Source organism: Streptomyces dryopteridis (genome assembly GCF_049606955.1).
Lineage (GTDB): Bacteria > Actinomycetota > Actinomycetes > Streptomycetales > Streptomycetaceae > Streptomyces.
In genome coordinates this window covers 904,323-928,999 of the sequence record NZ_CP187114.1, presented here as the reverse complement: position 1 = coordinate 928,999, position 24,677 = coordinate 904,323, and the positions used below count along the sequence as shown (strand labels likewise).

Genomic DNA, 24,677 nt, shown 5'->3' with positions numbered 1-24,677 from the left:
ACCGGAAGCCGCACTCCACATGCCCGACCGTCAGCGCCGCACGATCCGGTCGAGGACCCCGGCCACGGCCGCCTTGACCTCGGCGCCGTGCCGGAGGGGCTCCGGCGGCAGTCCGCTGTGGGGCCGCACCCCCCGGTCCGCGAGGATGTGGAGCAGCCGCAGGGTCCGCAGGCAGTTGCTGACCTGTGCGGGGACCGGGACGCCGATCCGGTCGGCGCCGAAGCGTTCGCCGATCGGATCGAGCCAGCCGACGGAGTCGGCCGCGCTCAGGTCGGGACGGGTGAGGACCCGCGCGAGGGAACGGGCGAGACGGTCGTCCTCCAACTGCGCGTACACGTGATCGGTGGGCGCGATCAGGCGGGCCGCGCCCAGATCGAGCATCCGCGTCGGATCCACCTCGGGGTGCAGGCCGAAGGAGGCGAGGAGGTCCGCCCCGTGGGCGACGGCGTGCAGCCACCCGAGGGTCTCGTCGTGGCCGCGCAGATCCCGCTCCGCCGGATACCAGCGGACGAAGGCGTCCACCCAGTCGGGCTCGAAGTCGCCCGCGTTCACCAGCATGTCCAGGACGAGGGGCGCGAAGGCGCGGGCCTCGGTCCGCGGGTGCCGGAACCGGGCGGCCATCTCGTCGCCCAGCTCCAGCCGGCGCGGGGCGTCGATGACCCCGCGCTCTATCCAGGTCGCCAGGACGGTGTGGGGGGCGCCGTCCCGGACCAGCGGATCGGAATCCGCCAGGGCGAGGGAGAGCTCGCGGGTCAGGGCGTTCGCGGTGTGTCCGGCGGGTACGGGGCAATCGGCGGCCTCGACCGCACTCCAATCGATCATGGCCGAAACAGTAGGTTCGTCACGTCCCGGGCGCCGGCGAATTGCGCGCCCGCACACGGTGGCGGGGCCGCCCGGGCGTCGTCAGTCGTGGGCGAGGGACGCGAGGACCTCGGTGGTGAGGGCGTCGGCGGTGTCGAGGGCCGCGGTCAGGGCGAGCGGGTCGGGGGGCAGGGCCGCGAACAGCCCGTGGGCCCGCTCGGCGAAACGCTCCGGCGCCCCCGGCAACTCCCCGGCCTCCCGCACGGCCCCCTTCTCGTTGAGCATCCACGTGCCCGCGTGCGCGTGCAGGGCGTGGACGAGGAGCCCCACCGCGCGGAAGACGCAGCCCGCGACGTGGAACGAGTCGCCGCGCCGCGCCCCCTTGCGCGCGCCGCCCAGGACGAACGGGGCCTCCCAGCGCGCGTTCTCGACCAGCGCCGCGCGCAGCGCCTCGGGGAACTCGCCCAACTCCTCGCGCAGCGCGCCGAGTTCCCCGTCGGTGTCGGCCAGGAGCCGGCCCCGCACCAGTTCGCCGACGTAGGACGTGGAGTACACGCCCAGCGGATGGCCCGGCTGGGTCCCGATCTCGAACCGGCCCGCCCGACAGTCCTCGCCGATCCGCCGCACCCGCTCCACGTCCCGGTAGATCCAGTCGACGCGAGCGCCCTCCACCTCCAACCAGGCGCCCCCGTCCACCCACGGGCCCCAACCGCCCGGCTCGGTCACCTCCACCGCCTCGTCGCCGGTCGCCTCGACGGCCAGGGCGCGCAGGGCCCCGGTGTCCAACGGCCCCCGGTAGTACAGGCCCAGGTCGTGATCCGAGCCCGGGTCGTGCGCGCCCCGTGCCCGGCTCCCGCCCAGACACACCCCCACGACCCCGTCCACCTCGACCAGCCGTTCCGCCATCCGTGCCACGTTCATGCCGCCCATGCTGCGCGACCCCGCTCCCCGCCCGCACCCGGTTTTCCCACCCCCGCGCCCACCCCCGCGCCGGGGGACGGGGCGGGACGGGGGGCGTTGGGCCGGGTGCCGCAACGGGGGCGGGGGCGGGCCCGGCCGGGATGCTCCGTGCGGGTGTTCCCCCGGCCGAGGCCGCGCCCGCCGTCGGGCCGCCGGGTGCCGGCTGTGCCACCGTCGGCCCACCGCGCCGGCCCTCGGCACCGGCCGCACCCCGTGCCCCCACCCCGTACCCGTACGCGCCCCCGCGCCGTGCCCGTGACCGCCGTAGGAGCCCCCGTGCCCCCCGCCCGTCGCCCCCGACCGCCCCGTCCCGCGTTCGTCCCGCGCGTCCTGCCCGTTATGCTGCTCGCCGCCGGCCTCGGCCTGGCGCTGCCGGCCCCGGAGGCGGCGGGACGGGCGGCGGCGGGGCCCGACCTCGTGGTCGACGCCGCCGCCGTGACCGCCGCCCCCGGAACCTCGGTCGCGCACACCGTCGGCGTCCGCAACCGGGGCGCGGGCACGCGGGGGCCCGTGCTCCTCACCTACGTCACCCCCGCCTACACCCACGTGGACCGGTTCGGGCCGGCCCTTCCCGAGGGCTGCGAGGTGCGGCACGTCGACCTGGACCCCGTCGTTCCCGAGGTCGTGACCTGCCGGATCCCGGCCGGGCTCGCCGAGGGCGCGCGGACGAGCTTCGTCGTGCCCTTGGCCGTCACGACGCGGGCCCGGCTGACCGGCGGGGTCGGGGGACTCCTCGACGCGATGCCCGCGCCCGGTTCCCCGGACCGGGAGACCGCCCCCGAGGACAACTGGGTGTCGACGGAGCTGACGCTGGTCGGCCCGGTGCCCGAGGCGCCGCCCGGCGAGCCGGTGGACCTGTTCCTCGTCCCCGATACGGAGGCGGCGGGCACGGAGGCGGCGACGGAGGTGGTCCTGGAGCACGGGAACCGGGGCCCCCGGCCCGCCCGCTCCGTCCGCGTGGTCGCCGTCGCGCCGTTCCTGACGCGTTGGCGGGGTCCCCTGCCGGCCGGCTGCGGCCTCGTCCTCGACGATCCGGACCCGGCCGTGCCCCGGATCGTCGACTGCGTCCTGCCCCGTACCGCCGCCGACGGCCGGGGGCGGTTGCGGCTCGCCCTCGAAACCCTGCCCGGGGCGCCGACCGGCACCCTCACCGCCCCCGTGCTCGTGGCCCCGGCCGACCCCGGCGACGTGGACGCCGACCAGCGGGACAACCTCGGCGTGATCACCCTGCGCCGGCCCGCGCCGGCCGGTTCAGGGGGCGGAGGGTGACGGATGCCAGGCGTAGTGGGTGCGGCCCTTGACGGTGACCCGCCAGCCCCCGCACTCGTGGCTCGTGTGCTCGGCCATCTCCACCGGCCACCACGCGGCCGCCCCCGCCCCGATCGCGGGCCCGGCCGGCGTCGGTGTCCGGGTCGGGTCGGGGGCGGAGGCGCCGGTCGGGGTCACGACGGAGCACGCCGTCGGCAGGGTCGCGTGGGCGGGCAGGTCGAAGCGGAGCAGGACGGCCGGTCCCTCCTCCCGCGCGAGCACGCGCACCCGGGTCGCCGCGTCCGGCACCCAGGCCGGTGCGGTCGGGAAGACGGCGGCCTTGGCGGAGCGGCCGTCGGCGTAGCCGGCGAGCCGGTTGTGGAGCACGGGGTCCGTCGGGTCGGCGTCGTGCGAGAGCGCGGGGGTCACGGCGCCCAGGACCAGGGCCGCGCCCACCGCGAGGGCGGGCAGCGACAGGTGGCGCGGAAGAGAACGCGGAAGGGAACGCGAACGGGAACGCGGACGGCGCACGGCGGGCTCCTGCGGGCGGCGCCGGAGCGCACGTCGGGGTCGGTCGGCGCACGCCGTGGCACGTCACCCGTGCGCGAGCGCAGGAGGGTGCGCGCCGGCGCGGCACGTCCCGGGAGGACGCGCGCGGCGGGCCGCTCCCAGTCTCGACCGGACCCGGGGCCCGCCACATCGCCGATCCGGCCGACCCCGCCCGCCCCGGGCCCCGGCCGGACGGGCGAGGGCCTCAGGCCGTTCGGGGGGCGTGCCGGGTGAGGCGGGCGGCCAGGTGGTGGGTCAGGGGTTGGCCGACGGCGGCCATCGCGTGGTCCACGGTCAGTTCCCCCTCGCGCAGCACGTAGCGCCGGCGGGTCGCCGTGACCTCCTTGGCGCGCGGGGTCGTCGTCACCGCGTCCGTCTCGATCAGCACCTCGATCCCGCCCCCGTCCAGGGGCGTCACGGTGCCGAGGTACGTCTCCACGATGCCCGTCGGATGCGCGAGGACCACCTCCAGCGAGGTGTCCGGCAGCACCCGCCACCAGCCCGTCTCCCGGCCGGCCGGGCGGATCGGCGTGCCCTCGGCGTCCACGAGCCAGGCCCGCGCCTCGTAGGCGAGGAAGGGTCGGCCGTCGTGCGCGAACGAGACCTCCTGCGCGTACCGGAACCCGTCCGCGAGCGTCGGGTACTCGCCCCGGCCCCAGCCGTGCCAGCGTCCGATCAGGTCGAGCACGGGCAGCACCTGCGGGTGCGGCTCGGGGCCCTCGCCCACCGTGTGGGTCTGCGCGTACGGCTGGTCCTGCGGGGGGTGCTGCGGGGCGTCGAACATGGTCACCGTGCCTTCGTCGGGATCTGGCCCGCAGCCTAACGCGGCGTCCGCCGGTGGTTGACGGGGGCTCACCACCCCAGGGACCAGGGCGTCCGGCACACGTGCGGCCCCGCGCCCGCCGGGCACAGCAGCGCGGGCAGCTCGCGCCGCAGCCGAAGCCAGGAACGTCGGGAACAGGCCACGCGGACGGTCAGCTCGACGGTCCGGCGCGGACCCGGATCGACGCCGGGACGTTCGTGGCCCCACTGCTCCGCCAGTTCCTCGTGGTGGCCGCCGGTGTCGGGGCGGAGCACGGCCCGGACCGGCGCGCGCCGGGCGCTCGCGCGGGCCCGCGCCGTGACCAGCTCACGGGCCCACGCCAGGTCCGCCTCGTCCCCGTACAGCCCCACCACGATCCTGCGTCCGCGCACGTCCCGTTCCCCTCCCCGGCACGGCGCCGCCCCACCGGCGGCGCCGAGCCGTACCGTACCGAACGGGCGTCCGCCGGCATGCGCGGTTTTCGGGCGGGCAGGCGCGTCCACGACCGGACGGGGGACACCGCCGCCCCCGACCGTCCCACCGGCCCAGGGAGGACGCCGTGACCCCACCCACCCCGAGCGACGAGGACCCGCCGGACCAGGTCGGCGACCTCGAACCCGGCGACCTCGAACCCGACGGGGAGAACGCCCTGGCCGAGGACGGGAGCGGGGGCGACGTGACCCTGTCCGGCTACTCCCCGCCCGAGCGCCCGCTCGCGGCCAGGGGCTTCGGCACCACCGCCGAGGAGGGCCGCCGGGGCGAGGGCCTCGACGCCCGCCTCGCCCGCGAACTGCCCGAACCCGACCCGACGGACCCCGACGCGGACACCGGCGACGGCATCGGTGACCTGGTGGGGGGAGACGGGGAACCCGTGGACCCGCTCGCCGGCGGGGCCCGCGCCGGCCGGTTGACCCTGTTCGACGACGGCACCTCCCTCGGCCTGCGGGCGCACGACGTGGGACCCGACGACGGATCGGCCGCCGCCGAGGAGGCCGCGATGCACGTCGTGGACGACCCGGAGGCGGACGGCCGGGACACGGACGACCCGGACATCGGCGGGTGAGTCCGGGACCCCGTCGTTTGGGGTCGGGAGCGCGGGGCAGGCGCGCCGTCGTACGGAGCGTCGCCGTCCGAACGCGGGCGGCGGCCACCGACGGGGCACCGGGACACGAGGTCCGGCGCCCCCCTGCCGAGAGGACCGAACAGTGAGCGAGAACGTGTGGCGTTACCGACCGGGCGTCGAGCGCGTCGCGTCCCTGGACCTCACCGGGTTCAAGGTCGAGGCGACGGACGGCGACATCGGCAAGATCGACAAGCACTCCGACGAGGTGGACGACGCCTGGCTCGTCGTCGACACCGGCGTGTGGATCTTCGGCAAGGAGGTCCTGCTGCCGGCCGGCACGGTCGTCGCCATCGACGTCGACGAACGCCGCGTGCGCGTGGACCGCACGAAGCAGCAGATCAAGGACGCGCCCGAGTTCCACCGGGACAAGCACCTCGCGGAACGCCAGCAGCGCGAGGAGATCGGGCTGTACTACGGCATCGGCGGGCCCTTCGGCGGCCCCCACATCTGAGCCGCGCGCGGCGCGAGCGGTGCGTGGCGGGATGCGTATGACCCGCGCCGTGCGCCGGTCCGTCGGCGGGCCCGTGCCCCCTTCCCCGGGGCGCGGGCCCGTTCGCGTGCGCCCGCGCACCGAGGTGACGTGACGCGGCCGGCCCCGGACGGCGGTGCCGTACGGGGCCGGTGCGCGTGCGCGGGTGGCCGGAAGGGGTCAGGCGTCGGCGGGGAGGACGGCCGCGTCCGGGGTCCGGTCCACCGGGCCGGGCGGGCAGATCTCGGGCTTGGCGACCGGGCCGGGCGGGCAGATCTGCGGCTTGCGGTTCGGGTCGTTGCGCTCGCCGGGCTTCACGCGGTGGTCGTGCTTGTGCTTCCAGCAGGGCTTGCCGGGCTTCTGCGGCGGGACGACGGCGCGGTGCTGCCAGGAGGTGATCTGCCCGGCGGGGGTCAGCTTGACCTTGGTGCCGTCGTTGATCGTGTACGCGTTCTCGTGGACGGCGGTGATGGTGCCGAGCTTCACCCGACCGAGGAAGAGGTCGGCCTGGTGGCCCTTCTTCAGCTTGTACACCTTGGCGGTCATGCCGCCGCGCAGCTCGACGGTCTTGACGTAGATCCGCTTCTCGTGCGCCTTCTTCGCCGGGGTGACGTGCGCGGCGGCCTCGGTGCCGGTCGGCGCGGGGGTCTCGCAGGCGAGGGCCCCGCCGGCGGTGATGCCGACGACGGCGGTGGCGGTGGCGGCGACGACGGCGGCACGCAGGTGCTTGCGCATGGTTGAGGTCCTTCGGGGATGTGGGGGGTGGGGGGCGGGAGCCACGCCGTGCGGCGGGCCGCCCCGTTCGACACCCATGACGCTACGGACCCACTGTGAAGGCCATCAAAAGGGTGCGTAACGGACATCCGGCGGGCATCGTGCGGCTTTCCCTCACCCGACCGCGACACGAGGTAACACCCGAGGTGGGGGCGGGTGCGGGCGGGAGCGGGGGCGGGCCCGGGCGGCGTCGGGCGTGCGGACGCACGGGGTCGCCGGGGGCTCGGGCCCCTCCTCGGGGCACGGGTCGCACGCGCGGAACCCCCGTCACGGGGCCGGTGGGGCGACCAGTTCGATCTCGAAGGCGTCGCGGGAGGCCAGGTAGGCCGCGTGGTGGTGGGGTCCGCCCGCGTGCGGGTGACGGTCGGGGAACAGCAGCGTCCAGCCGTTCTCGCGGGCCTTCGCCGTCAACAGCTCCACCCGTTCCGCCGACTCCACGTGGAACGCGAGGTGGTTCAGCCCCGGGGCGCACCGGTCGTGCCGGTCGCCGGTCAGGGCCGGCGACTGCTCGAACACCAGGTACGTGGGTCCCAGGCGCCAACTGCGGCCCCGGTCCCAGAGCTGGTACGGCACGTACCCCAGGTCCTCCAGCAGCCAACCCCAGTCCGCCGCGGCGCGCTCCAGGTCGGGCACCCAGATCTCGACGTGGTGCAACGTGCCCGGGGTGGGGGAGGGGGCGGCGGGGGTCTCGGGCGGCACGGGTGGCCCTCCTGGCGCGGACGACGGGAGCGGCAGCCTATACCCGATGACGGCCGGTGCCCGCCAGAGCGCCCTCTCGGCCGACCCGGCCGCGTGAATCGGACACTCGGGCCGAAACCTGTCCACTTCGCACCGCCGCACCCGCTATCACGGAGGGACGGCGGAACCGTTTCCGCCCGCGTGCCGGCGCCCCCGGCCCCACGGGCCACGAACGAACCGGACGTGCCGGGCCCGGCCGAATCCGGCCCCCGGAGAAGGGGTGCGGACCGGGGCGGCGGCGGACCGGCACGGGCTCCGTCCGGGGGCGCTCGGGGTCCCGCCGACCGTTCGGGGCGCCCACCCGGGTCACACGGGGGCGCACCCACGCCCCCACCGTCCCGCCCCAAGCCGCCACCCACCTGCCGTCACATCCCTCTCGCCGTCACGTCCCTCCGCCCGCGCTGCCGCGCCGGCACCTTTCCCGCCGCCGGTTCACCCTGCCAGGCCCCTTCCGCCGTCCCTCCGCCCGCACACCCCCCCCGCACCGCCCGTTGTTGTCGGCAGCCCTTCGGGGCCGGAAAGCAGAGCGCCGCCCATGCCCTCGTCCCCCGCGTCCCGCGTCCCCCCGGTCCACCCCGTCCCCCCGTCGCCCCCCGCCCTCCCGTCCCCCTCGGCCCGCCCCGCGCCCTCGGCTCCCGTCGTCCCGGCCGCGCGTCGCGCGCCGGTGGCGGCTCGGCCTCGGGCCCTCGCCGCGCTGCTCGGGGTGACCCGGGCGCGGATCCTCGTGCGGATCGCCGTGCACGCACCCATCACCACCGGCGAACTCGTCGCCGGGTTGTCCGTCAGCGCGGCCACCGTCTCGCACCACACCGGGGTGTTGCGCCGTTCGTCGTTGATCACGAGCGGACGCGACGGCGTCAGCGTCCGGCACCGCCTCGGCCCCCTGGGCCGGGACCTGCTCCTCGCCCACGGGCTGCCCGCCGCCCCGCCGGCGCCGCGACCGGACGGGGAGCCGCACGCCCCGTCGCGACCCCGTGCGCACTCCCGCCCCGACCGGTCCGAGCGACCCGCCCGGGACACCCCGCCGCCGCGCGCCCCCCGCCCCCTCCCCCCGACCTCCCGCCCCGCGAGCGGCGGGGGCGAAGGGGGCGGTGGCGGTGGGCGGGGCGGGTGTGGCCACGGGCCGTGAGACCTCGGGCACCCGCTGCGGTCGGATGAACGGATCGCGGGGTGCGCGGCCCCCGCGCGCGCCCTTTTCGAGCAGGGTCGAAAAGCTTGTGCGGGTCGGAAAACCGCGCCCAGACTGAGGTGGTCCGCCGGACACGACGACGCCTCGTCCCCCGGTCGTGGACACCCCCAACCCCTCCGCCGTCCCGTACCGCCCCGTGCGGTGTCGCCCCGTGTCGCGACGCCGTCGGGGCCGCGTCAGCCGTCGTCGAAGCCGCCGCCGCCGCCGAAGCCGAACGGGGTCCGCCGTCCACATGCACCCGCCCACCGCCGCCCGCTCCCACCCGCCGACGTCCGCCCCCGCTCCCGGTCCGGCTCCGGACACCCGGGCCACCGTCTCCCACCTGTTCAGCACCCCCGTGGCCCGCGCCACGTGCCCCTTCGCCGCCGAGATCAACCCCGCCCTCGCCGCCCGCACGCTGGAGCGCGCCGACGAACGGGCCAAGGAGTTCGGCTACAAGCGCGAGACCACCGGCGAGTTCACGGCCTGGGGCGGCCCCGACGCGATCCGGCTGAGCCGGTGGGTGTGCGCCGTCTCCCGCCGGTTCGCCGAGGCCCTCACCGGCACCGACCTCGCCGAGGCCCACGCCCGTTCCGCGGCCCGCGAGGCCGACCCGGACACCACCCCCTACGCCGACCCGCGCACGGACCCGAACGCCGGGCCCGGCCCCGGCCGGGGGCCGCTGCCCGCCGTCTCCGTCGGTGTGACCCGCAGTTGGGCCTCCCTCTACCGGTCCGGGGACCGGCACGAGGACCACATGCATCCGAACACGGCCCTGTCCGCCGTCTACTACGTCGCCGCCCCCGACCGCTGCGACCTCGAACTCCTCGACCCCCGCCCGGCCGTGGACTACTACGACCCGGGCATCACCCTCGCGGGCGAGAGCAGCCGCGTACGCCTCTCCTGCGTCCCCGGAGAGCTCCTCGTCTTCCCCGGCTGGCTTCGCCACCGCGTCCCCGAGTTCCACGGCCCCGACACCCGCGTCTCCGTCGCCTGGAACCTCAACTACACCCTCGGCGGGTGAACCGCCCCCGCGCCGACCGGCGCGGACCCGCCCAGGTGAACACCGACGACACCCACGAACACCAGGAAGAAGGCGTGTCCATGCGCAACATCCAGTTCTTCTCCACCGACACCGACGACGGCGTGGTCTCCGTCGTGGCCAAGACCGGCCCCGGCGAGCACCGCACCGTCGCCCAGATCCCCGTCGGCAACGCCCCGCGCGGCGGCGTGAAGTTCACGGCCGACGGGCGCGGGTTCGTCTGCAACACCAGTCAGAACACCATCTCCGAGATCGACGCCGTCGCCCTCGACGAGGTCCGCCGGATCGAGGTCGGGCACGGCCCGCGCGGCCAGGGCCTGCTCCCCGGCGACCGCTACCTGCTCGTCTCCAACTCCGGCTCCGACACCCTCTCCGTCGTCGACCTCGAACTCAACACCGAGGTCCACACCGTCCCCACCGGCCGCGACCCCCGCCACATGGGCGTCAACAAGGCGGGCACCATCGCCTACGTGTGCGTGTGGGGGGACGGGTACGTCGCCAAGTTCGACGTGTCCTCGCTCGCCGAGGGCCGGCCCGAGGGCGTCACCGAGATCGCCCGCATCCCCGTCGACCGCCTCGCCCACCCCTACAGCCTCGGCATCGACCCCAGCGGTCGCCGGGTCTTCGTCGCCAACACCCAGGCGGCGTACGTCACCGTCATCGACACCGACACCGACCGCACCCACACGGTGGACGTCGGCTCCACCGGCGGTCGCGGCGTCGCCTTCACCCCCGACGGCCGGCACGCCCTGGTCACCGTCGAGAACACCTCCAGCGTCGCCGTCATCGACGTGGACACCCTCGCCGTCACCCGGCACATCCCCACCGGCTCCGGCCCGCGCGGCCTCGTCGTCGACCCCGCCGACGAGACCGTCTACATCACCAACTTCGCCCGCGCGGGCATGATGGCCGCCCACCCCGACTTCGCCCCCAACTCCCTGACCATGGTCGACCTGGCCTCCGCGCCGCTCGACCGGGACGAGGGCGAGTTCCGCTACGAGGAGATCACCGTCGGCTTCGGCCCCTGCTCGGTGGTCATGTTCGACCTCGACTCCCTCGACCCGGAGGAGCGCGTGCGCCGGCTGGACCGGGCCGCGAGCCTCGGCTGACCCGACCGGCCGCCCCCGCACCGGGCGGTCGGAGAGTCCCCCCGGCGGGGCGGCCCAGGCCGCCCCGCCCCCACTCCGTCCCTCCACCCCATCACCACCGCACCGCCGGGCCACGAGACGAAAGAGCCGCGCGCCGCATGGTCGAGGTCGAGTTCACCCCCCTGCACCCCTGGGTCCTGCCCCCGGACAAACCGCGCGTGGACCGCGCCGCGGCCCGCGCCGAACGCGACGCCTACCGGGACTCCTTCCGGCACCTGCGCGTCCCCCGCCTGCCCGCCGACTGCCCGCCCTGGGTCCTGGGCCGCGAACTCGGCTGGTCCGTGCGCTCCCCGCTCACCCTCACCATGACCCCCCTCGACGACGTGGGCCTCGCCGTGCCCCCCGGCGAGGACCCGCACCGGGTCGGCCGGCGCCTCGGCGGGCACGCCATGTGGCGGCGCGGCGAGGACTGGCTCGCCACCGGCCCCGCGCCCTGGCTGCACCTCGGCGACCACCGCACCGCCGAGGGCTGGGAGGCCATGTTCGTCCCCAACGGCCAGGGCACCGTCGAATGGCACCTGGGCTGGGCGGCCCGCCTACCGCCCGGCACCTTCCTCCTCGTCATGCCGCCGCCCGACGGGCCGCCGGACGGCCTGGACGTGCCCGTCGGTGTGCTCCCCGCGAAGGCGGTGCACGCGATGGCCGAACGCGGCGGCACGAGCATCGCCGTGCACCCCCGACGGCCCGTCACCGTGCGTCGCGGGCAGGAGGTGGCCCGGATCGTGCTCCTGCACGCCGACACCCTGCGGGCCGCCGGCCGCACCGCACCGGGGCCGACGGCACCGCCGGAACGGGCGCCGGCGGGCACGGACCGACCCGGACCCGCACCCGCCCACACCACCGGACCCACCCCATGACCCCCACCCCGCCCCCGCGCCGCCACCCACCCACCGCCGCGGCCGCCCCCGCCGACCCGGTCGGCTCGGTCGACAGGGCCGACGGGGCCGACGCGGCCACCGTGGCCGACTCCACCGAGCCGGTTGCCCCGGTCGTCCCGGCTGCCCCGGTCGCCCCCGGCGCGCCGCGCCGACCCGCAGGGGCGGGTCCGGGGCGGGCGGGTGGTCGTCGGGCGGGTGGTCGTCGGGGTGCCGGCCGGGGGGCCGGCTCGGCGGGGGAGCGCGAACGCGGTCGGCGCGGGGCACTGGGGGTGCTGGCGCGGCCGCCGATCCGGGGGCTGCTCGCGCTCGCGTTCCTCGCCCGTACCACCTCCGCCGTCCTGCCCCTCACCCTGCTCCTCGCCCTCGCCGACGCCCACGGTTACGCCCGCGCCGCGACCGTGGCCGGCGGGCACACCCTCGTGCTCGCGCTGTGCGCCCCGCTGCGCGGCCGGTTGCTGGACCGGCTCGGGGCCCGCCGCGCCCTCACGGGGCTCGGCGCGGCCTGCGCCGTGCTCCTCGCGCTCGTGGCGGTGAGCGTGAACGCGCCCTGGCCCTGGTGGACGACCCTGCCCCTGGCCGTCTCCGCCACCCTCGCCGTGCCGCCCCTCAACGTGGCGCTGCGCGCCTCGTGGCGCCGGCTGGCGCCCGACGCGGAGGCCGCGAAGGTCGTGCACAGCGCGGACTCCCTGGCGGAGGAGGCCGGTTTCGTGTCGGCCCCGCTCGCCGCCGGCGGTCTCGTGCTGCTGCTGGGGCCCCGGCACGCCTACGCGTGCGCCGCCGCCGTCTTCCTCCTCGTCCTCCTCCGCTACCTGCGGGTGGCGCACCGGCACGGCCTCGGCGCCCGCCCGACCACCGCCGTCGCCACCGCCACCACCGCCGCCCGCCCGCCCGTCGTCCGTCGCCCCCTGGCCCAGCGGCTGTTCGGCCCGCTCGCGACCCCCGGCGTCCCCGCGATCCTGCCCCCGCTGCTCGTCATGGGCTGCGTGTTCGGCGGCGCCGCCGTGCTCGTGCCGGCCCGCGTGCAGCACGAGGGCGCCGAGATCTGGCTCGGGCCGCTGCTCGCCGCGCTCAGCGTCGGCGGGGTCGTCGGCGGCCTGGTGTACGCGGCGGTGCCGTGGCGGGCCGACCCGTGGCGCCGGCACCGGCTCCTCACCCTCGGGTTCGCCCTCCCCACCGCCCTGTTCGTGCTCGCCCGGCCCCTGTGGGCGCTCGGCCTGCTGCTGTTCCTGGCCGGGCTGACCGTCACCCCCCTGTTCGTGAACGCGTTCCTCCTCGTCGACGCCACCGCCGACGACGCCGGCCGACACGAGGCCACGACCTGGATCGGCGCCGCGCCGGACCTCGCCCATGGCATCATGGCCGCCGTCGTCGGAAGCCTCGTCCACTCCCAGCGTTGGGACACCGCCCTGACCCTGCTGTCCGGCTGCGCCCTCGCCGGCGCGCTCGCCACCCTCGCCGTCCGCGCCCCGGCCTCCGCCGGCGGGGCCCGCCCGTGACGCCGCCGTCGCCGCCGGCGGCCCCGGCCCGCATCGTGCTCGGGCCCGACGAGGCCCGCCGGATCGCGGTGGCCTCGGCCCTGCCCCCGGGCGGGTTCCCGGACGTCCGGGCCGCCCTCGCCCACCTCGGCATCGTGCAGCTCGACGCGATCGCCGTCCTGGCCCGCGCCCACCACCTCACCCTCGCAGCCCGGGTGCCGGGCAGCGGCACCGAGGCCGTGGCCCGGGCCCTGGACGCGCCCGAGGCCCCGCTCGCCTTCGACTGCCCCGCCCACGCGCTGAGCCTCGTGCCGCTCGCCCACTGGCCGCTGTGGGCGTTCCGTCGGCGCCGCGCCCGCGCCCACGCGCAGTACCCGGACCCGGCCCGCCGCGCCGACCTGCTGGCCCGGGTCCGGGACGCGGGCCCGTCCACGCTGCGCCGGCTGCGACCGGCCGACGAGGCGCGCGGCACCGGCTGGGACACCGGGCCGACCCGGATGGCCGCCGAACTCCTCGTCTGGTCCGGCGAGTTGGTGTGCCTGCGGCGCGAGGGCGGGCACCGGGTGCTGGACCTGCCCGAACGCGCCCTGCCGGCCGCCCTCGCCGCCGCCCCCGAGCCCGAGGACGCCGTCTGCCTGGCGGCCCTCCTCACCCACGCGGGCCGGGTCCTGGGCGTCGCCGACCTCGCCGACCTCGCCGACCACCTGCGGATCCCGCGGGACCGGGCGCGCGCCGCCCTGCCCGACACCCCGCTCGTGCCGGTACGGGTCGCGGGGGAGCCGGGGGAACGCTGGGCTCACCCCCGGGCCCTGATCGAGGCCGATCGCACCCCGCCGCCCGCCGCCGACCCGGCCGGGGCGCGGTTCCTGAGCCCCTTCGACCCCCTGCTGTGGCACCGGCCCAGGGTCCGCCGACTGTTCGGCTTCACGCACCTGCTGGAGGCGTACAAGCCGGCCGCGCGCCGCGAACACGGCTACTACGTCTGCCCGTTGCTGCTCGGGGACCGGCTGATCGGCCGCGCCGACCTCGCGCGGCGCGCGCCCGACGTGCTGACCGTGCTGCGGGTGGGCTTCGAGGGGGACGCGGGACGCACGGTCGGGGCGCGGGCGGCGACCGTCGACGCGGCGTTCGCGGCGGCCTGCCGGTCCATGGCCGCCGACGTGGGCCGGCGTCGCGTGGAGATCGCGCAGGACGCGGCGGACCCGGCCTTGGTGACCCGCCTGCGCGCGGCACTGCGCTCGGCCTGACCCGCGCGGGCACGCCGCACGCGCCCGTCCTCCGCCGCTCCCGCCCGCCCGCCCGTCCCCGAACCGTCGGGGCCGGGCGGGTGGGCGTCACATCTCGACCGGGGGTTTCATGTCGCCGAAGGTCCAGGTGCGCCGGCGGTGGGCGATCAGGACGGCCAGGGCCAGTGCGCCGACGAGGAACCCCGTGAGCACGAGCGCGTCGAACCAGTAGTGCTCCTGGAGGCCGCCGGAGATCGACACGCGCAGACCGTCGATCAGGTAGGACATCGGCAGCAGCGGGTGCAGGAACTTGAACGGCTGCGGTGAGGTCAGGATCGGGTAGGTGCCTCCTCCCGAGGTCAGTTGTAGCATCAGCAGGACGAGCGAGAGCAGTCCGCCGACCACCCCGAGGGCCGCCCTGAGGGCGTAGGAGATCGCGGTGAACGCGGCCATGCCCAGGGTCATGAGGCCGAGGGTCTGCACGGGGTGCACCGGGTCGAGCCCGAGGCCGAGGTCGACGGAGGAGTACAGGACCCCGACCGCGAGGACGCCGATGCCGAGGATCGGCAGCCAGCCGCCGAGGGCCACGCTGACGGAGGGCAGGTTGCCGGCCAGGGCCCGGTTGTTGAACGGGCGGAGGATCTGGTAGCCGAGGAGCCCCAGCACCCAGAGCGCGATGCCGAAGAAGAAGGGTGCGAGACCGCGGCCGTTGACCCGGGCGGGGTTCTCCACGTCGGTGCGGATCTCCACCGGGTTGGACAGGATCTGGGCCATCTTGGTGCGCAGGGCGGGTCGGATCGTGGGGATCTTCTTGGCGCCGGCGTCGAGTCCGCGCGCCAGTTCCTTCGCGCCCGTGCGGAGTTCGACCAGGCCGGAGGAGAGTTCGTCGGCTCCGCCGCGGGCCGTGCCCAGGTTGTCGCGCAGCAGGTTCGCCCCGTCGGCGACCTGGTGGGCGCCGTCGTCGAGGAGCCGGACCTGGGATCTGGCCTCGGCGACGGTGTCGGGCAGGGCGGCGAGGCGGGCGGCGGCCCGGTCGACGAGTTTCGCCAGTCGGTGGGCGGAGCCGTCGATCCGGTGCTGGGCGGTGTCGATCCAGCGGGCCGTGTCCCGGGCGTCCTTCGTCAGCTTGACCAGCCCGGCGCACACGGGCCCCGGGTCGCCCGCGCACTTGCGGGTGACGCGGCGGTGGACGAGGTCGGCCAGCCGGGCCGTCCTGGCGGTGGCCCGGGTGAGGTCGTCGGCGATGCGGAGCACGGTGTTCTCGCCGCGGACGAGGAGTTTCGTCAGGGCGTCGAGCGTGGGGGGCACCTCGGTCGCCTTGGTGAGCCGGTACTGGAGGACGTGCAGGTCCTGGGCGACCCTGACCGTGATCCGGTGCGCGCCGGCCGCCGCCCTGACCGCGTCGCGGCAGACCCGTCCCGGGTCCGCGGCGCACAGTTGCCGCACCGTCTTCAGCACGGTCGAGGTGTCCGCGACGGCCTTGTCCGCCAGTCGGGTCAGCACCTCCACGGTCGACAAGGCGGCCCGCGCCCCTTCCCGGACGGCGCCGGCGACGTGCGCGGTCTCGCCCTCGGCGGTTGCGATGGCCGCGTCGACGGCCTCCACCAGCTGCCGGGTGCCGTCGGCCACCTGCCCGGCGCCGTCGGCGAGGGTTTTTGACCCGTCGGAGAGCTGCGCGACGCCCTTGGCGAGTTTGTCCGCGCCCTCGGCCGCGGTGTCCGTGCCCTTGGACAGCTTTCCCGCGCCGTCGGCCGCCTTGGACATCTGCTCGTGCAGTTCGGGCAGTTTCTCCAGCACGGCCCGGGTGTAGGTCGCGAAGGCCGCGGAGTTCACGCGCCGCTGGAGGGCCGGCTCGGCGGACTCGCCCATCTTCCCGATGGTGAAACCGCGCGCGTCGTTGAGGGTGAAGGTGATGTGGGCCTGTCGGGGCCGCAGGGAGAGCGGGCTGGCCAGGGCGGCGCTGAAGTCCCGGGGCACGGTCACGATGAAGTAGTACGTGCCGTCGTCGAGTCCGCGCCGCGCCTCCTCCTCGCCGACGAAGCGCCAGCCCAGGGTGTGGTCCTGGGTCAGTTCCTCGACGAAGGTGTGTCCGGCGTCCACGGTCCTGCCCATGGCGGTGACCGGCTCGTCCAGGTTCACCACCGCCACGGGCACGTCCTTCAGGCGGCCGTACGGATCCCAGTTGGACCACAGGTACAACCCGCCGTAGAGCGTCGGCAGCAGGACCAGGGCCAGGGGGACCAAGCGGCGCACCAAGGGCCCGGTCGTGAACCGGGCGAGCTCGACGGCGGCGAGCCGCAGGGCGTTCATTCGGTCGTTCTCCGTCCCAGGTCGATCACGTCGTCCACCTCGGGCGGGGCCGCGCAGGCCCCGGCGACGACGGCCGGCCCGGAATCCGCGACCTCGCGCAGGTACGCCCAGGCGCGTTCGAGGTCCTCGGGGACCAGGCCGCGGTCCACGTCGTCCACGAACACGGCCCGGGCGCCCGTGGCCAGGGCCAGTCCGACGTCGACCCGCAGTCGCTCCGCCGCGGACAGCTCGCCGTAGCGCCGGTCCGGGTCTCCGGGCAGGGCGCCGTCCAGACCCTGATCGGCGAGGAGTTGCCCCACCTTGCGGTACTCGTCGGTCTCCACCACCCCGGTGATCCGGGCCAGGGCCGTGATCTCACGCGTTCCCGCCGGCGGACCCTCGCCCACCCCGCCCCGCAGCCGGCCCGCCAGCACCATCAACAGGCTCGACCGGCCGGAACCGCCGGGGCCCACCACGGCCACCAGCCGGCCCTCGCGGATCTCGGCGTCGACGGGACCGAAAACAGGCCCCTCCGGCCCGACCAGACAAAAATCCTTCAGCGAGATCATTCGCACACGATAGGCATTCACCGATGAAATTCAGCCCCTCGCGACACGTCGGCTCGATTTCATCACCCTCGACCTTGATTTTCCGATGACCATGTTGTTTTCCGTCAACGAAATCGGAGGAATTCCGTGACGACCGGGGCGCGGAATTACCCCGACCGGACCATGCCGGGTGAGGTGCGCGGTGCCGGAGGTTCGAGGGGTGTGACGTGCGGGTTCCGCCCGTGGCCGGCCGCGCGGGCCGCACCGTGCGCGCCTGTGGTCAACGGGTTTCCCGGTCGCCCGGACCGCCCCAAAGGGTGACCGGGTGCTCGGGATAGAACTGGTCGGCCCATTTGCGGAACGGTCCGATGGGGCCTTCTCCGGCGGCGACCCTCGGCGGGTTCACGTACCGCTTGGAGGACCAGATCTCGAAATCCGCGTTCACCTCCCTCATCAGCAGCCGGTACACGAGCGGGGCCGTGATCCTGCCGAGGAGCGTGGCCGCCGTCCGCACGAGCGGGTTCTCGGCCCCCTTCGGGGGCGTCAGGAGCACGGCGGCGCCGATCGCCACGTGCACGCGCCAGGGTTCGACGGGACGGGGTGAGACGAGGACGCGTTGTTCGATCCCGGCGGCGGGGATGTGGACGCGGATCGTGGAGAAGCCGAGTCCGTGGTGTCGGATCTCGGCGCGCAGGCGCAGCGGGGGCAGGGGAGGGATCGGCCTGAGGAGGTCGATGTCCTGACGCAGGACGTGTCCTTCGAGGACGGCGGGCCGCGGCGCGGCCCGGTAGCCGTGCAGGAGGAGGACGTGGCGGGTGTCGGATCCGTTCTCCAGGATCTCCTGCGGGTGCGTGGGGACGTCGTAGGTGAGGTATCGGGTGAGGGTGTGGCGTGGGGTGAGCAGTTCGGGGAGGACCCAGGTCGGAGGGGTGTTCCCGGCCCAGGCGAAGACCCCGCCGTTGACCTCCGAGCAGGGCAGCACGGGCAGGGCGCACTGTTTGGGCGCGGAGGTGTACCCGAGGCCGACCCGGGCGATCTCGCCGTCCCCGTCGAAGGAGAACTGGTGGAAGGGGCACACGATCGTCTCGCCGCGCACGGCGCCGTGCCCCAGGTGCGCTCCCAGGTGCGGGCAGTGGGCGCGTACGGCTCGGGCCTGTCCGGACGCGGTGCGGTAGACGACGACCTCGTGGCCCATGAGCCTGCGGGTGAGGACCTTCCCCACCGTGAGTTCCGCCGAGGGGACGAGCATGAACCAGCCCTCCGGGTAGGGCAGCGGGGCGGTCCCGACGTGGCCGGGGGCCGGCCCGTGCTCGTCCTCGACCACGTACGAGCGCCAGTGGCGGCGCGGCGTCATGCGCCACATGTCAGGCTCCTCGCCCGATCGGGCAGCCGGTGAGGACCGCGAGGTGCGCCGCGTCCGGGAGGACCGCCCGGGCCTTGCCGTAGTAGCGGGCGATCTGCCCTTGCCAGCGCAGGTTCCCGCCGACCCATTCGAGGACCTCGCGTGCCCAGCGGTGGCAGTGGGCCCGCTCCTTCCCCTCGATGTACAGGAGGTCGCAGACACGGTCGACGTCCTGTCGGGAGGAGTGATGGTCCCGGGCGCGGTCGTGGATCATCTCCACCACCCGCAGGCGGGCGTCGGCCACGTCGAGGTGCCGCGCCCGTGCCAGGAGCAGCACCGCGTTGGAGGCGTCGTCGCGGGCCTGGTCCTTGCGCACGCTGGCGACGTCGTTGCAGAGGGTGACGAGGTCGGTGGCGGCCTCGCGCAGTCGCCGGTAGAGGACGTGGGTGCGGAAGCGTTCCGGGAGTTCGTAGTGGTGGGCGCGTTCCAGCATGTCGAAGCAGGGCGAGGTGCCGACCACGGTGCGGCGCAACTCCAGGTAGTCGCGCATCGGGAGGTCCGTGCTGGTGGCCTCCGAGAGGTACCCCCAGAAGTAGTCGAGCCAACTGCGCGCGGCGTGCTCGCGCCACGCGGGACTCATGCCCCGGCAGGACCGTTCCCACATGGGGATGAACATGCGCACCAGCGGGGCGTGGGACGGCCGCGGGGCGACGGGGGTGCGGGCGTGGAGGACCTCGGACACCGCTTCGAGGTAGCCGACGCCCGCACCCGGGTCCTGCCAGAACGTGGACTCGAAGGCATCGTCGGTGGCCACGAACTGGCACATCATGTCCACGGCCAGCCTGTGGTCCTCCCCGTGGGCGTCGGGGTAGCAGTAGCCGATGATCCGTTCGGGGTCGGCCTCCCGGTAGCGGCGCCAGGTCACGTCGGTGTCCTCGGTGATGCCGCAGGCACGACACCAGTCCAGGGCCATCTGACGGCCGTCGTCGATACGGGGGTTGACGCGGTGGGGAAACGGGACGGAGATGAGCGAGTTGGTGTCCTCGACGGTCGTCATGATCGCTCCTGCGCGAGGGTCGCGACGCCCGCGGCGTCGATGGGCGGACGGGGTTGAGCCGGAGGCCCGGGTGGGTGGTTCACCGTGACCTGCCGTCGCCGTCACCGTCGTCGCCGCGGTTCGGCCGGGGGCCCCGGTCCTCGCCGGTGGTGGTTTCGGCGAGGCGGAGGGCCTCTTCCAGCAGGGCGTCGACGATCTTGTTCTCGGGGACGGTGGTGATGGTCTCGCCGCGGACGAAGATCTGGCCCTTTCCGTTTCCGCAGGAGACGCCGATGTCGGCGTCCCGGGCCTCGCCGGGTCCGTTGACGACGCAGCCCATGACGGCGACGCGCAGGGGGTGGGGGAAGCCGTCGAAGGCGGCTTCGACCTTGGCGGCGAGTCGGTGGATGTCGACTTGGAGGCGGCCGCAGCCGGGGCAGGAGACGATCTCCAGTGTGCGGGGGCGCAGGCCGAGGGAGGCGAGGATGTGGCAGCCGGCCTTGACCTGTTCGGCGGGGGGCGCGGAGGTGGAGACGCGGAGGGTGTCGCCGATGCCGTCGGCGAGGAGGATCGCGAACGCGGTCGCGGATTTGATGGCCCCTTGCATCGGGGTGCCGGCTTCGGTGACGCCGAGGTGGAGGGGGGCGGTGGTGCGGTCGGCGAGTCGTCGGTAGGCGTCGATGGTGACGAGGGGGTCGTGGTGTTTGACGGCGATCTTGAAGTCGGTGAAGCCGTGTTCCTCGAACAGGGAGGCTTCCCACAGGGCCGAGTCGACCAGGGCGCCGGCGGTGATGCCGCCGTGGCGGGTGATCATGCGGGGGTCGAGGGAGCCGGCGTTGACCCCGATCCGCAAGGGGACCCCGGCCGCGTCGGCGGCCTTGGTGATGGCGGCGACCTGGTCGTCGAACCTCTTGATGTTGCCGGGGTTCACCCGGACCCCGGCGCAGCCGGCGTCGATCGCCGCGTGGACGTAGCGGGGTTGGAAGTGGATGTCGGCGATCACCGGGATCGGGGAGGCGGCGACGATCCTGGGGAGGGCGTCGGCGGCCTCCTGGTTGGGGCAGGCCACGCGGACGATGTCGCAGCCGGCCGCGACGACGGTGGCGATCTGTTGCAGCGTCGCGTTGACGTCCTCCGTGCGCGTCGTCGTCATCGTCTGCACGGAGATCGGCGCCCCGCCTCCGACCGGCACGGTCCCGACGTCCAGCCGGCGTGTGGTGCGCCGTGCGAACGGAGCGGTGCGGCCCTCGCCCGGACCTTGCCGGTGGCGGGTGGGGGCGGGCAGGTCGACGGGGTTCACGATCCGGACCTCCTGGCAGTGGGCGTGGCGGAACAGTCGGCACCGATGCGCTCGGTCCCCGACGAGCCGACGGCTTCGTTCCGGGCGGGGCGCTGATTGGGGACGACACCACCGCGGCTGCCGGTCTTGCGACGCGTGGCGGGGCCCGATTCGGTGCGGTGCTCGCAGGTGGGGGCGGACCCGCTCTGGTGGTGACGGGTGCGGATGGTGTCGGCGAGGGCTTCGGCGGTCAGGCCGTGGGCGGTGAGGAGCTCGTCGCGGCTCGCGTGGGGCAGGAACTCCGGGGGCAGCCCGAGGTTCAGCACCCGGCCGGGGTGCCCGGCGTCGGCGCAGGTCTGGGCGAGGAGGGTGCCGATGCCGCCGGTGCGGATCCCGTCCTCGACGGTGACGACCAGCCGGTGGGCCAGGGCGAGGTCGCGCAGACGCTCGTCGACGGGTGCGACCCACCGGGGATCGACCACGGTGACCCGCACCCCCTCCCGGCCCAACAGGCGCGCGGCCTCGACACCGATCCCGGCCAGGGGGCCGACCGTGACCAGGAGGACCTCGGACCGTCCCTCCTCGGGTTCGGCCAGCAGGTCCGGGCCGCCGGGGATCCGGCGGACGGCCAGCACGTCGGGACCGGCGCCGGCCTTCGGGTAGCGGACGGCGGTGGGCCCGTCGGTGTGGGCCACCGCCTCGCGGAGCGCTTCGCGCAGCCTCGCCGGGTCACGGGGCGCGGCGAGCCGCATGCCGGGGACGCGCGAGAGGAGCGCGAGGTCCCACGTGCCGTGGTGGCTGGGGCCGTCGGGGCCGGTGATCCCGGCCCGGTCCAGGACGAAGGTGACGGGCAGCCGGTGCAGGGCCACGTCCATGAGGACCTGGTCCGCGGCCCGGTTCAGGAACGTCGCGTACAGGCACACCACCGGACGCAGGCCGCCCATCGCCAGGCCGGCGGCGGAGGTGACGGCCTGCTGCTCGGCGATCCCCACGTCGAACACCCGGTCCGGGTGCCGCCGGGAGAACGGGCCCAATCCGACGGGCAGGCGCATCGCGGCGGTGATCGCGACCACGTCGGGGCGGCTGTCGGCGATCGCGGCGAGTTCCTCCCCGCACACGTCCGTCCACGTCCTGCCGGCCGGTTTCAGGGGCCGGCCGGTGAGCGGGTCGATGACCCCGCACGCGTGCATCCGGTCGTCCTCGTCGGCCTCGGCCGGCGGATACCCCTTCCCCTTGACGGTGACCGCGTGCACGACCACCGGACCCGCGATCGCGACCGCCGTGCGCAGCGCCTTCTCGACGGCGAGGGTGTCGTGCCCGTCCACGGGGCCGAGGTAGGTGAACCCCAGGGACTCGAACAGGTTCCCCCGGGCAGCCTCGCGCGGGCCGGCGGGCCCGGGCGGGCGCCGACGGGGCGGATCGGTTCGTCGCCCGTCCTCCCGCAGCAGGGCCAGGTGGGCGGCGATGCCGCCGACGGTGGGGTCGTAGGACCGGCCGTTGTCGTTGAGGACCACGATCACCTGCCGGCCGGAGTCCCCCAGATTGTTCAGGGCCTCCAGGGCCACACCCCCGGTCAGGGCCCCGTCACCGATCACCGCCACCACCCGCCGGTCGATCCCGACCCGGCCGGTGCCGGTGGCGGTGCCGGTGAGGGCGAATGCCTTGGCGAGGCCGTCGGCGTAGCCGGGGGCGGTCGACGCGTGGGAGTTCTCGACCCAGTCGTGCACCGACTCCGCACGCGAGGGATACCCCGACAGGCCCCCGGCCGTTCGGAGCCCGTCGAAGCCCGCCGCACGCCCCGTCAACATCTTGTGCGCGTAGGACTGGTGCCCCGTGTCGAAGAGGATCACGTCCCGGGGGGAGGAGAACACGCGGTGCAGCGCGATCGTCAACTCCACCGCGCCCAGGCTCGCGCCGAGGTGGCCGCCCGTCGCGGAGACCTTCTCGATCAGGGCGTGGCGAAGTCGGGCCGCGAGGTCCGGGAGCTGATCGGCGGGCAGGGCGCGAAGGCGGGCCGGGTCGGTCGCGGTGGTCGCGATCGCCTCGGCACGTGCCGTGCGGGCGGGGGCGGGGGTGGTGCCGCCGGGTGTCGTGCGAGGGGCATCGACGTCGACACCCGGCGGGTCGGGGGTGAGCATGAGGGAAGGGCCTTTCTGAACTCGGCCCAGGTGCGGGTCTTCCCGGTCGCTCGGCCGGATGATCCGGGGCGTCGAGCACCGTGGTCGGGAGATCCGCCCGGGGCGTGCCACGCGCGGCGGGTGCCGGGTGGGTCGGGTGTCGCGGCCGGAAGGGGCGGGAGCCGTTCAGTGGTTTCGGTGGGTGACGAGGTCGGCGAGGGCCGTCAGGACGCGTTCGGCCCGCGGGCTCGGGCGGGCGGCGGCGAGGTGCCGGTGGGCTTCCGCGATGTGGTGGGCGGCGCGTGCCTCGGCCCAGGTCCGGCCGCCCGCCTCGGCGATCAGCGCGGCGATGCCCGGCAACTCCGCCGTGCCGAAGGGTTCCGCGCGCCGGTAGAGGGCGTCCAGCGCGCGGGCGGCGGGGTGGTCGGCGGTGAGGGCGGCGGTGACCGGGAGGGACTTCTTGCGCGAGCGCAGGTCGGAGTGGGCGGGCTTCCCGGTCAGGCGCTCCTCGCCCCAGATGCCGAGGACGTCGTCGACGAGCTGGAACGCGGCCCCCAGGTGGGTGCCGAACGCGGCCAGGTCCTCCACGACGCTCTCCGGGGCGCCGCCCGCGAGGGCGCCCAGCGCGCACGCCCGGGCGATCAGGGCCCCGGTCTTCGCACCGGCCATCTCCTCCACCACGCTCAGGCGGGGGGCGACGGCCCCTTCGAGGAGGGTGTCGACGTACTCGCCGCCGATGAGGCGTTGGATGGTGTGGATCAGGTCGGGGCCACCGCGCTCCGCGAGCGGTCCCCCGGCCCGGGTCAGGGTCTGGACGGCGAGGAAGAACAGGGCGTCCCCGGTCAGGATCGCGGCGGGAGTGCCCAGTTCGACCCACAGGGTCGGGCGGCCCCTTCTGGTCGCGTCGTGATCGATGACGTCGTCGTGGAGAAGGGAGGCGTTGTGGGCCAGCTCGACGGCGACGGCCGCGGGAACCGCCTGTGCGGTGCCGGCGCCGGTGGCGTGCGCGCAGGCCAGGACGAGCGCGGGGCGGATCATCTTCCCCGCCGGGACCTCGCGGGGGGTGCCGGCGGCGTCCCACCAGCCGAAGTGGACCCCGGCGGCGTGCCGGACCTCCGGCGAGAGGGTGTCGACGGCCGCCCGCAGCCCGGGCAGGGTCACGGCCGCGGCGTGTTCGAGGGCCCCGCGCGCGATCTCGGGCGCGGTGTGTCCGGGCGGTCGGGGCCGAGGGCGAGGGCGGGGCTCCGGCAGGGGGGTGCGCGCCGGGGGAACGGTCGCCCCCGCGCGCTGCTCCGGGATCGGGGGGTCGTGGTGCGTGGAGGTACGAGGGGGAACGGCGGCGGACATGGGCGTCCTGTTCGTGTGAAGGCCGGGCGGGGCCGCGTGCGGCCCGGCGTGCGAGGCGACCCCGGGACGGCGGGGACGTGCCCGAGGGAAAACCGCGAGGCCCACGGGATGCGACGGCGGTGGACGTCCACGCGGTCCTGCCGGCCCGAGCGTGAACACGGGCTCCGGTCACCACGTGCCACCGCCGGCTCGCCGACCCCGCGGTCGCATGCGCGGGTCCGGTGACACGAGTTTTCGAGGGTGAGCTTGTGGCCGAGGGTGCAGATTCGATTCTGCGCCGGGAGACCCCAGCGCACGCAAGTGGCACCCGAGGTAATC

At 75.5% G+C, this 24,677-nt stretch carries 23 protein-coding genes; 9 read left to right on the top strand and 14 right to left on the bottom strand.

Features of this window, described 5'->3' with window-relative positions; genetic code table 11:
* Positions 1-30 precede the first annotated feature (30 nt).
* Together ACN20G_RS30660 and ACN20G_RS30655 are read right to left on the bottom strand one after the other, a co-directional pair.
* Entirely contained in the window at positions 31-822 is a 792-nt protein-coding gene (locus ACN20G_RS30660) for a DUF2785 domain-containing protein (RefSeq protein WP_424216496.1), read from the bottom strand.
* An 81-nt stretch (positions 823-903) separates the two neighbouring features.
* The gene (locus tag ACN20G_RS30655) at positions 904-1,722 is read right to left on the bottom strand and encodes a nucleotidyltransferase domain-containing protein (protein ID WP_424216495.1); all 819 of its coding nucleotides are present in this window, start codon (positions 1,720-1,722) and stop codon (positions 904-906) included.
* A gap of 315 nt (positions 1,723-2,037) precedes the next feature.
* On the opposite strand from ACN20G_RS30655, the gene ACN20G_RS30650 reads away from it, so the two are divergent.
* On the top strand, positions 2,038-3,030 hold the full coding sequence (locus ACN20G_RS30650; protein ID WP_424216494.1) for a hypothetical protein: 993 nt from the start codon (positions 2,038-2,040) through the stop codon (positions 3,028-3,030).
* Here the strand turns inward: ACN20G_RS30650 and ACN20G_RS30645 are convergent.
* From ACN20G_RS30645 to ACN20G_RS30635, 3 genes are all read right to left on the bottom strand, one after another.
* The gene (locus tag ACN20G_RS30645) at positions 3,013-3,540 is read right to left on the bottom strand and encodes a hypothetical protein (protein ID WP_424216493.1); all 528 of its coding nucleotides are present in this window, start codon (positions 3,538-3,540) and stop codon (positions 3,013-3,015) included. The two genes, ACN20G_RS30650 and ACN20G_RS30645, sit on opposite strands and share 18 nt — an antisense overlap.
* Positions 3,541-3,763: 223 nt before the next feature.
* On the bottom strand, positions 3,764-4,342 hold the full coding sequence (locus ACN20G_RS30640; RefSeq protein WP_424217396.1) for an FABP family protein: 579 nt from the start codon (positions 4,340-4,342) through the stop codon (positions 3,764-3,766).
* Positions 4,343-4,410: 68 nt separating this feature from the next.
* Entirely contained in the window at positions 4,411-4,752 is a 342-nt protein-coding gene (locus tag ACN20G_RS30635; protein ID WP_424216492.1) for a hypothetical protein, read from the bottom strand.
* Between the two features lie 167 nt (positions 4,753-4,919).
* On the opposite strand from ACN20G_RS30635, the gene ACN20G_RS30630 reads away from it, so the two are divergent.
* Both ACN20G_RS30630 and ACN20G_RS30625 read left to right on the top strand, forming a co-directional pair.
* Complete coding sequence (locus ACN20G_RS30630) at positions 4,920-5,423, top strand: DUF5709 domain-containing protein (RefSeq protein WP_424216491.1); 504 nt, start codon at positions 4,920-4,922, stop codon at positions 5,421-5,423.
* 142 nt (positions 5,424-5,565) lie between these two features.
* A complete protein-coding gene (locus ACN20G_RS30625) occupies positions 5,566-5,934 on the top strand; it encodes a PRC-barrel domain containing protein (protein WP_424216490.1) in 369 nt (122 codons plus the stop codon).
* A 198-nt stretch (positions 5,935-6,132) separates the two neighbouring features.
* On the opposite strand, the gene ACN20G_RS30620 is transcribed toward ACN20G_RS30625, so the two are convergent.
* The gene (locus ACN20G_RS30620; RefSeq protein ID WP_424216489.1) at positions 6,133-6,687 is read right to left on the bottom strand and encodes a hypothetical protein; all 555 of its coding nucleotides are present in this window, start codon (positions 6,685-6,687) and stop codon (positions 6,133-6,135) included.
* Between the two features lie 306 nt (positions 6,688-6,993).
* Complete coding sequence (locus ACN20G_RS30615) at positions 6,994-7,425, bottom strand: VOC family protein (protein ID WP_424216488.1); 432 nt, start codon at positions 7,423-7,425, stop codon at positions 6,994-6,996.
* A gap of 703 nt (positions 7,426-8,128) precedes the next feature.
* On the opposite strand from ACN20G_RS30615, the gene ACN20G_RS30610 reads away from it, so the two are divergent.
* The 6 genes from ACN20G_RS30610 (at position 8,129) to ACN20G_RS30585 (ending at position 14,422) form a co-directional block, all read left to right on the top strand.
* Positions 8,129-8,593 carry an ArsR/SmtB family transcription factor gene (locus ACN20G_RS30610; RefSeq protein WP_424216487.1) on the top strand — a complete coding sequence of 155 codons (465 nt, stop codon included), beginning with the start codon at positions 8,129-8,131 and terminating at the stop codon, positions 8,591-8,593.
* A gap of 292 nt (positions 8,594-8,885) precedes the next feature.
* On the top strand, positions 8,886-9,656 hold the full coding sequence (locus ACN20G_RS30605; protein WP_424216486.1) for a TIGR02466 family protein: 771 nt from the start codon (positions 8,886-8,888) through the stop codon (positions 9,654-9,656).
* Complete coding sequence (locus ACN20G_RS30600) at positions 9,653-10,783, top strand: YncE family protein (RefSeq protein WP_424216485.1); 1,131 nt, start codon at positions 9,653-9,655, stop codon at positions 10,781-10,783. The genes ACN20G_RS30605 and ACN20G_RS30600 overlap by 4 nt, the downstream gene beginning before the upstream one ends.
* A gap of 137 nt (positions 10,784-10,920) precedes the next feature.
* Positions 10,921-11,679, top strand: coding sequence for a hypothetical protein (locus tag ACN20G_RS30595; RefSeq protein ID WP_424216484.1), 759 nt, complete (start codon positions 10,921-10,923; stop codon positions 11,677-11,679).
* A complete protein-coding gene (locus ACN20G_RS30590) occupies positions 11,676-13,196 on the top strand; it encodes an MFS transporter (RefSeq protein ID WP_424216483.1) in 1,521 nt (506 codons plus the stop codon). Before ACN20G_RS30595 ends, ACN20G_RS30590 begins: the two co-directional genes overlap by 4 nt.
* Complete coding sequence (locus ACN20G_RS30585) at positions 13,193-14,422, top strand: DNA glycosylase AlkZ-like family protein (RefSeq protein ID WP_424216482.1); 1,230 nt, start codon at positions 13,193-13,195, stop codon at positions 14,420-14,422. The genes ACN20G_RS30590 and ACN20G_RS30585 overlap by 4 nt, the downstream gene beginning before the upstream one ends.
* A gap of 87 nt (positions 14,423-14,509) precedes the next feature.
* Here ACN20G_RS30585 and ACN20G_RS30580 read toward each other — a convergent pair whose 3' ends face one another.
* From ACN20G_RS30580 to ACN20G_RS30550, 7 genes are all read right to left on the bottom strand, one after another.
* Positions 14,510-16,711: a YhgE/Pip family protein gene (locus tag ACN20G_RS30580; protein ID WP_424216481.1), complete on the bottom strand. Its 2,202-nt coding sequence runs from the start codon at positions 16,709-16,711 to the stop codon at positions 14,510-14,512.
* Complete coding sequence (locus ACN20G_RS30575; RefSeq protein ID WP_424216480.1) at positions 16,708-17,259, bottom strand: ABC transporter ATP-binding protein; 552 nt, start codon at positions 17,257-17,259, stop codon at positions 16,708-16,710. The genes ACN20G_RS30580 and ACN20G_RS30575 overlap by 4 nt, the downstream gene beginning before the upstream one ends.
* A 259-nt stretch (positions 17,260-17,518) precedes the next feature.
* The gene (locus ACN20G_RS30570) at positions 17,519-18,601 is read right to left on the bottom strand and encodes a Rieske 2Fe-2S domain-containing protein (RefSeq protein WP_424216479.1); all 1,083 of its coding nucleotides are present in this window, start codon (positions 18,599-18,601) and stop codon (positions 17,519-17,521) included.
* A gap of 1 nt (position 18,602) precedes the next feature.
* Complete coding sequence (locus ACN20G_RS30565; protein ID WP_424216478.1) at positions 18,603-19,637, bottom strand: terpene synthase family protein; 1,035 nt, start codon at positions 19,635-19,637, stop codon at positions 18,603-18,605.
* Positions 19,638-19,716: 79 nt separating this feature from the next.
* Positions 19,717-20,901, bottom strand: a complete 1,185-nt coding sequence (ispG, locus tag ACN20G_RS30560; protein ID WP_424217395.1) for a flavodoxin-dependent (E)-4-hydroxy-3-methylbut-2-enyl-diphosphate synthase — start codon at positions 20,899-20,901, stop codon at positions 19,717-19,719.
* 11 nt (positions 20,902-20,912) lie between these two features.
* Positions 20,913-23,033: a 1-deoxy-D-xylulose-5-phosphate synthase gene (locus ACN20G_RS30555; RefSeq protein ID WP_424216477.1), complete on the bottom strand. Its 2,121-nt coding sequence runs from the start codon at positions 23,031-23,033 to the stop codon at positions 20,913-20,915.
* A gap of 165 nt (positions 23,034-23,198) precedes the next feature.
* Entirely contained in the window at positions 23,199-24,173 is a 975-nt protein-coding gene (locus tag ACN20G_RS30550) for a polyprenyl synthetase family protein (RefSeq protein ID WP_424216476.1), read from the bottom strand.
* Positions 24,174-24,677: the final 504 nt, after the last annotated feature.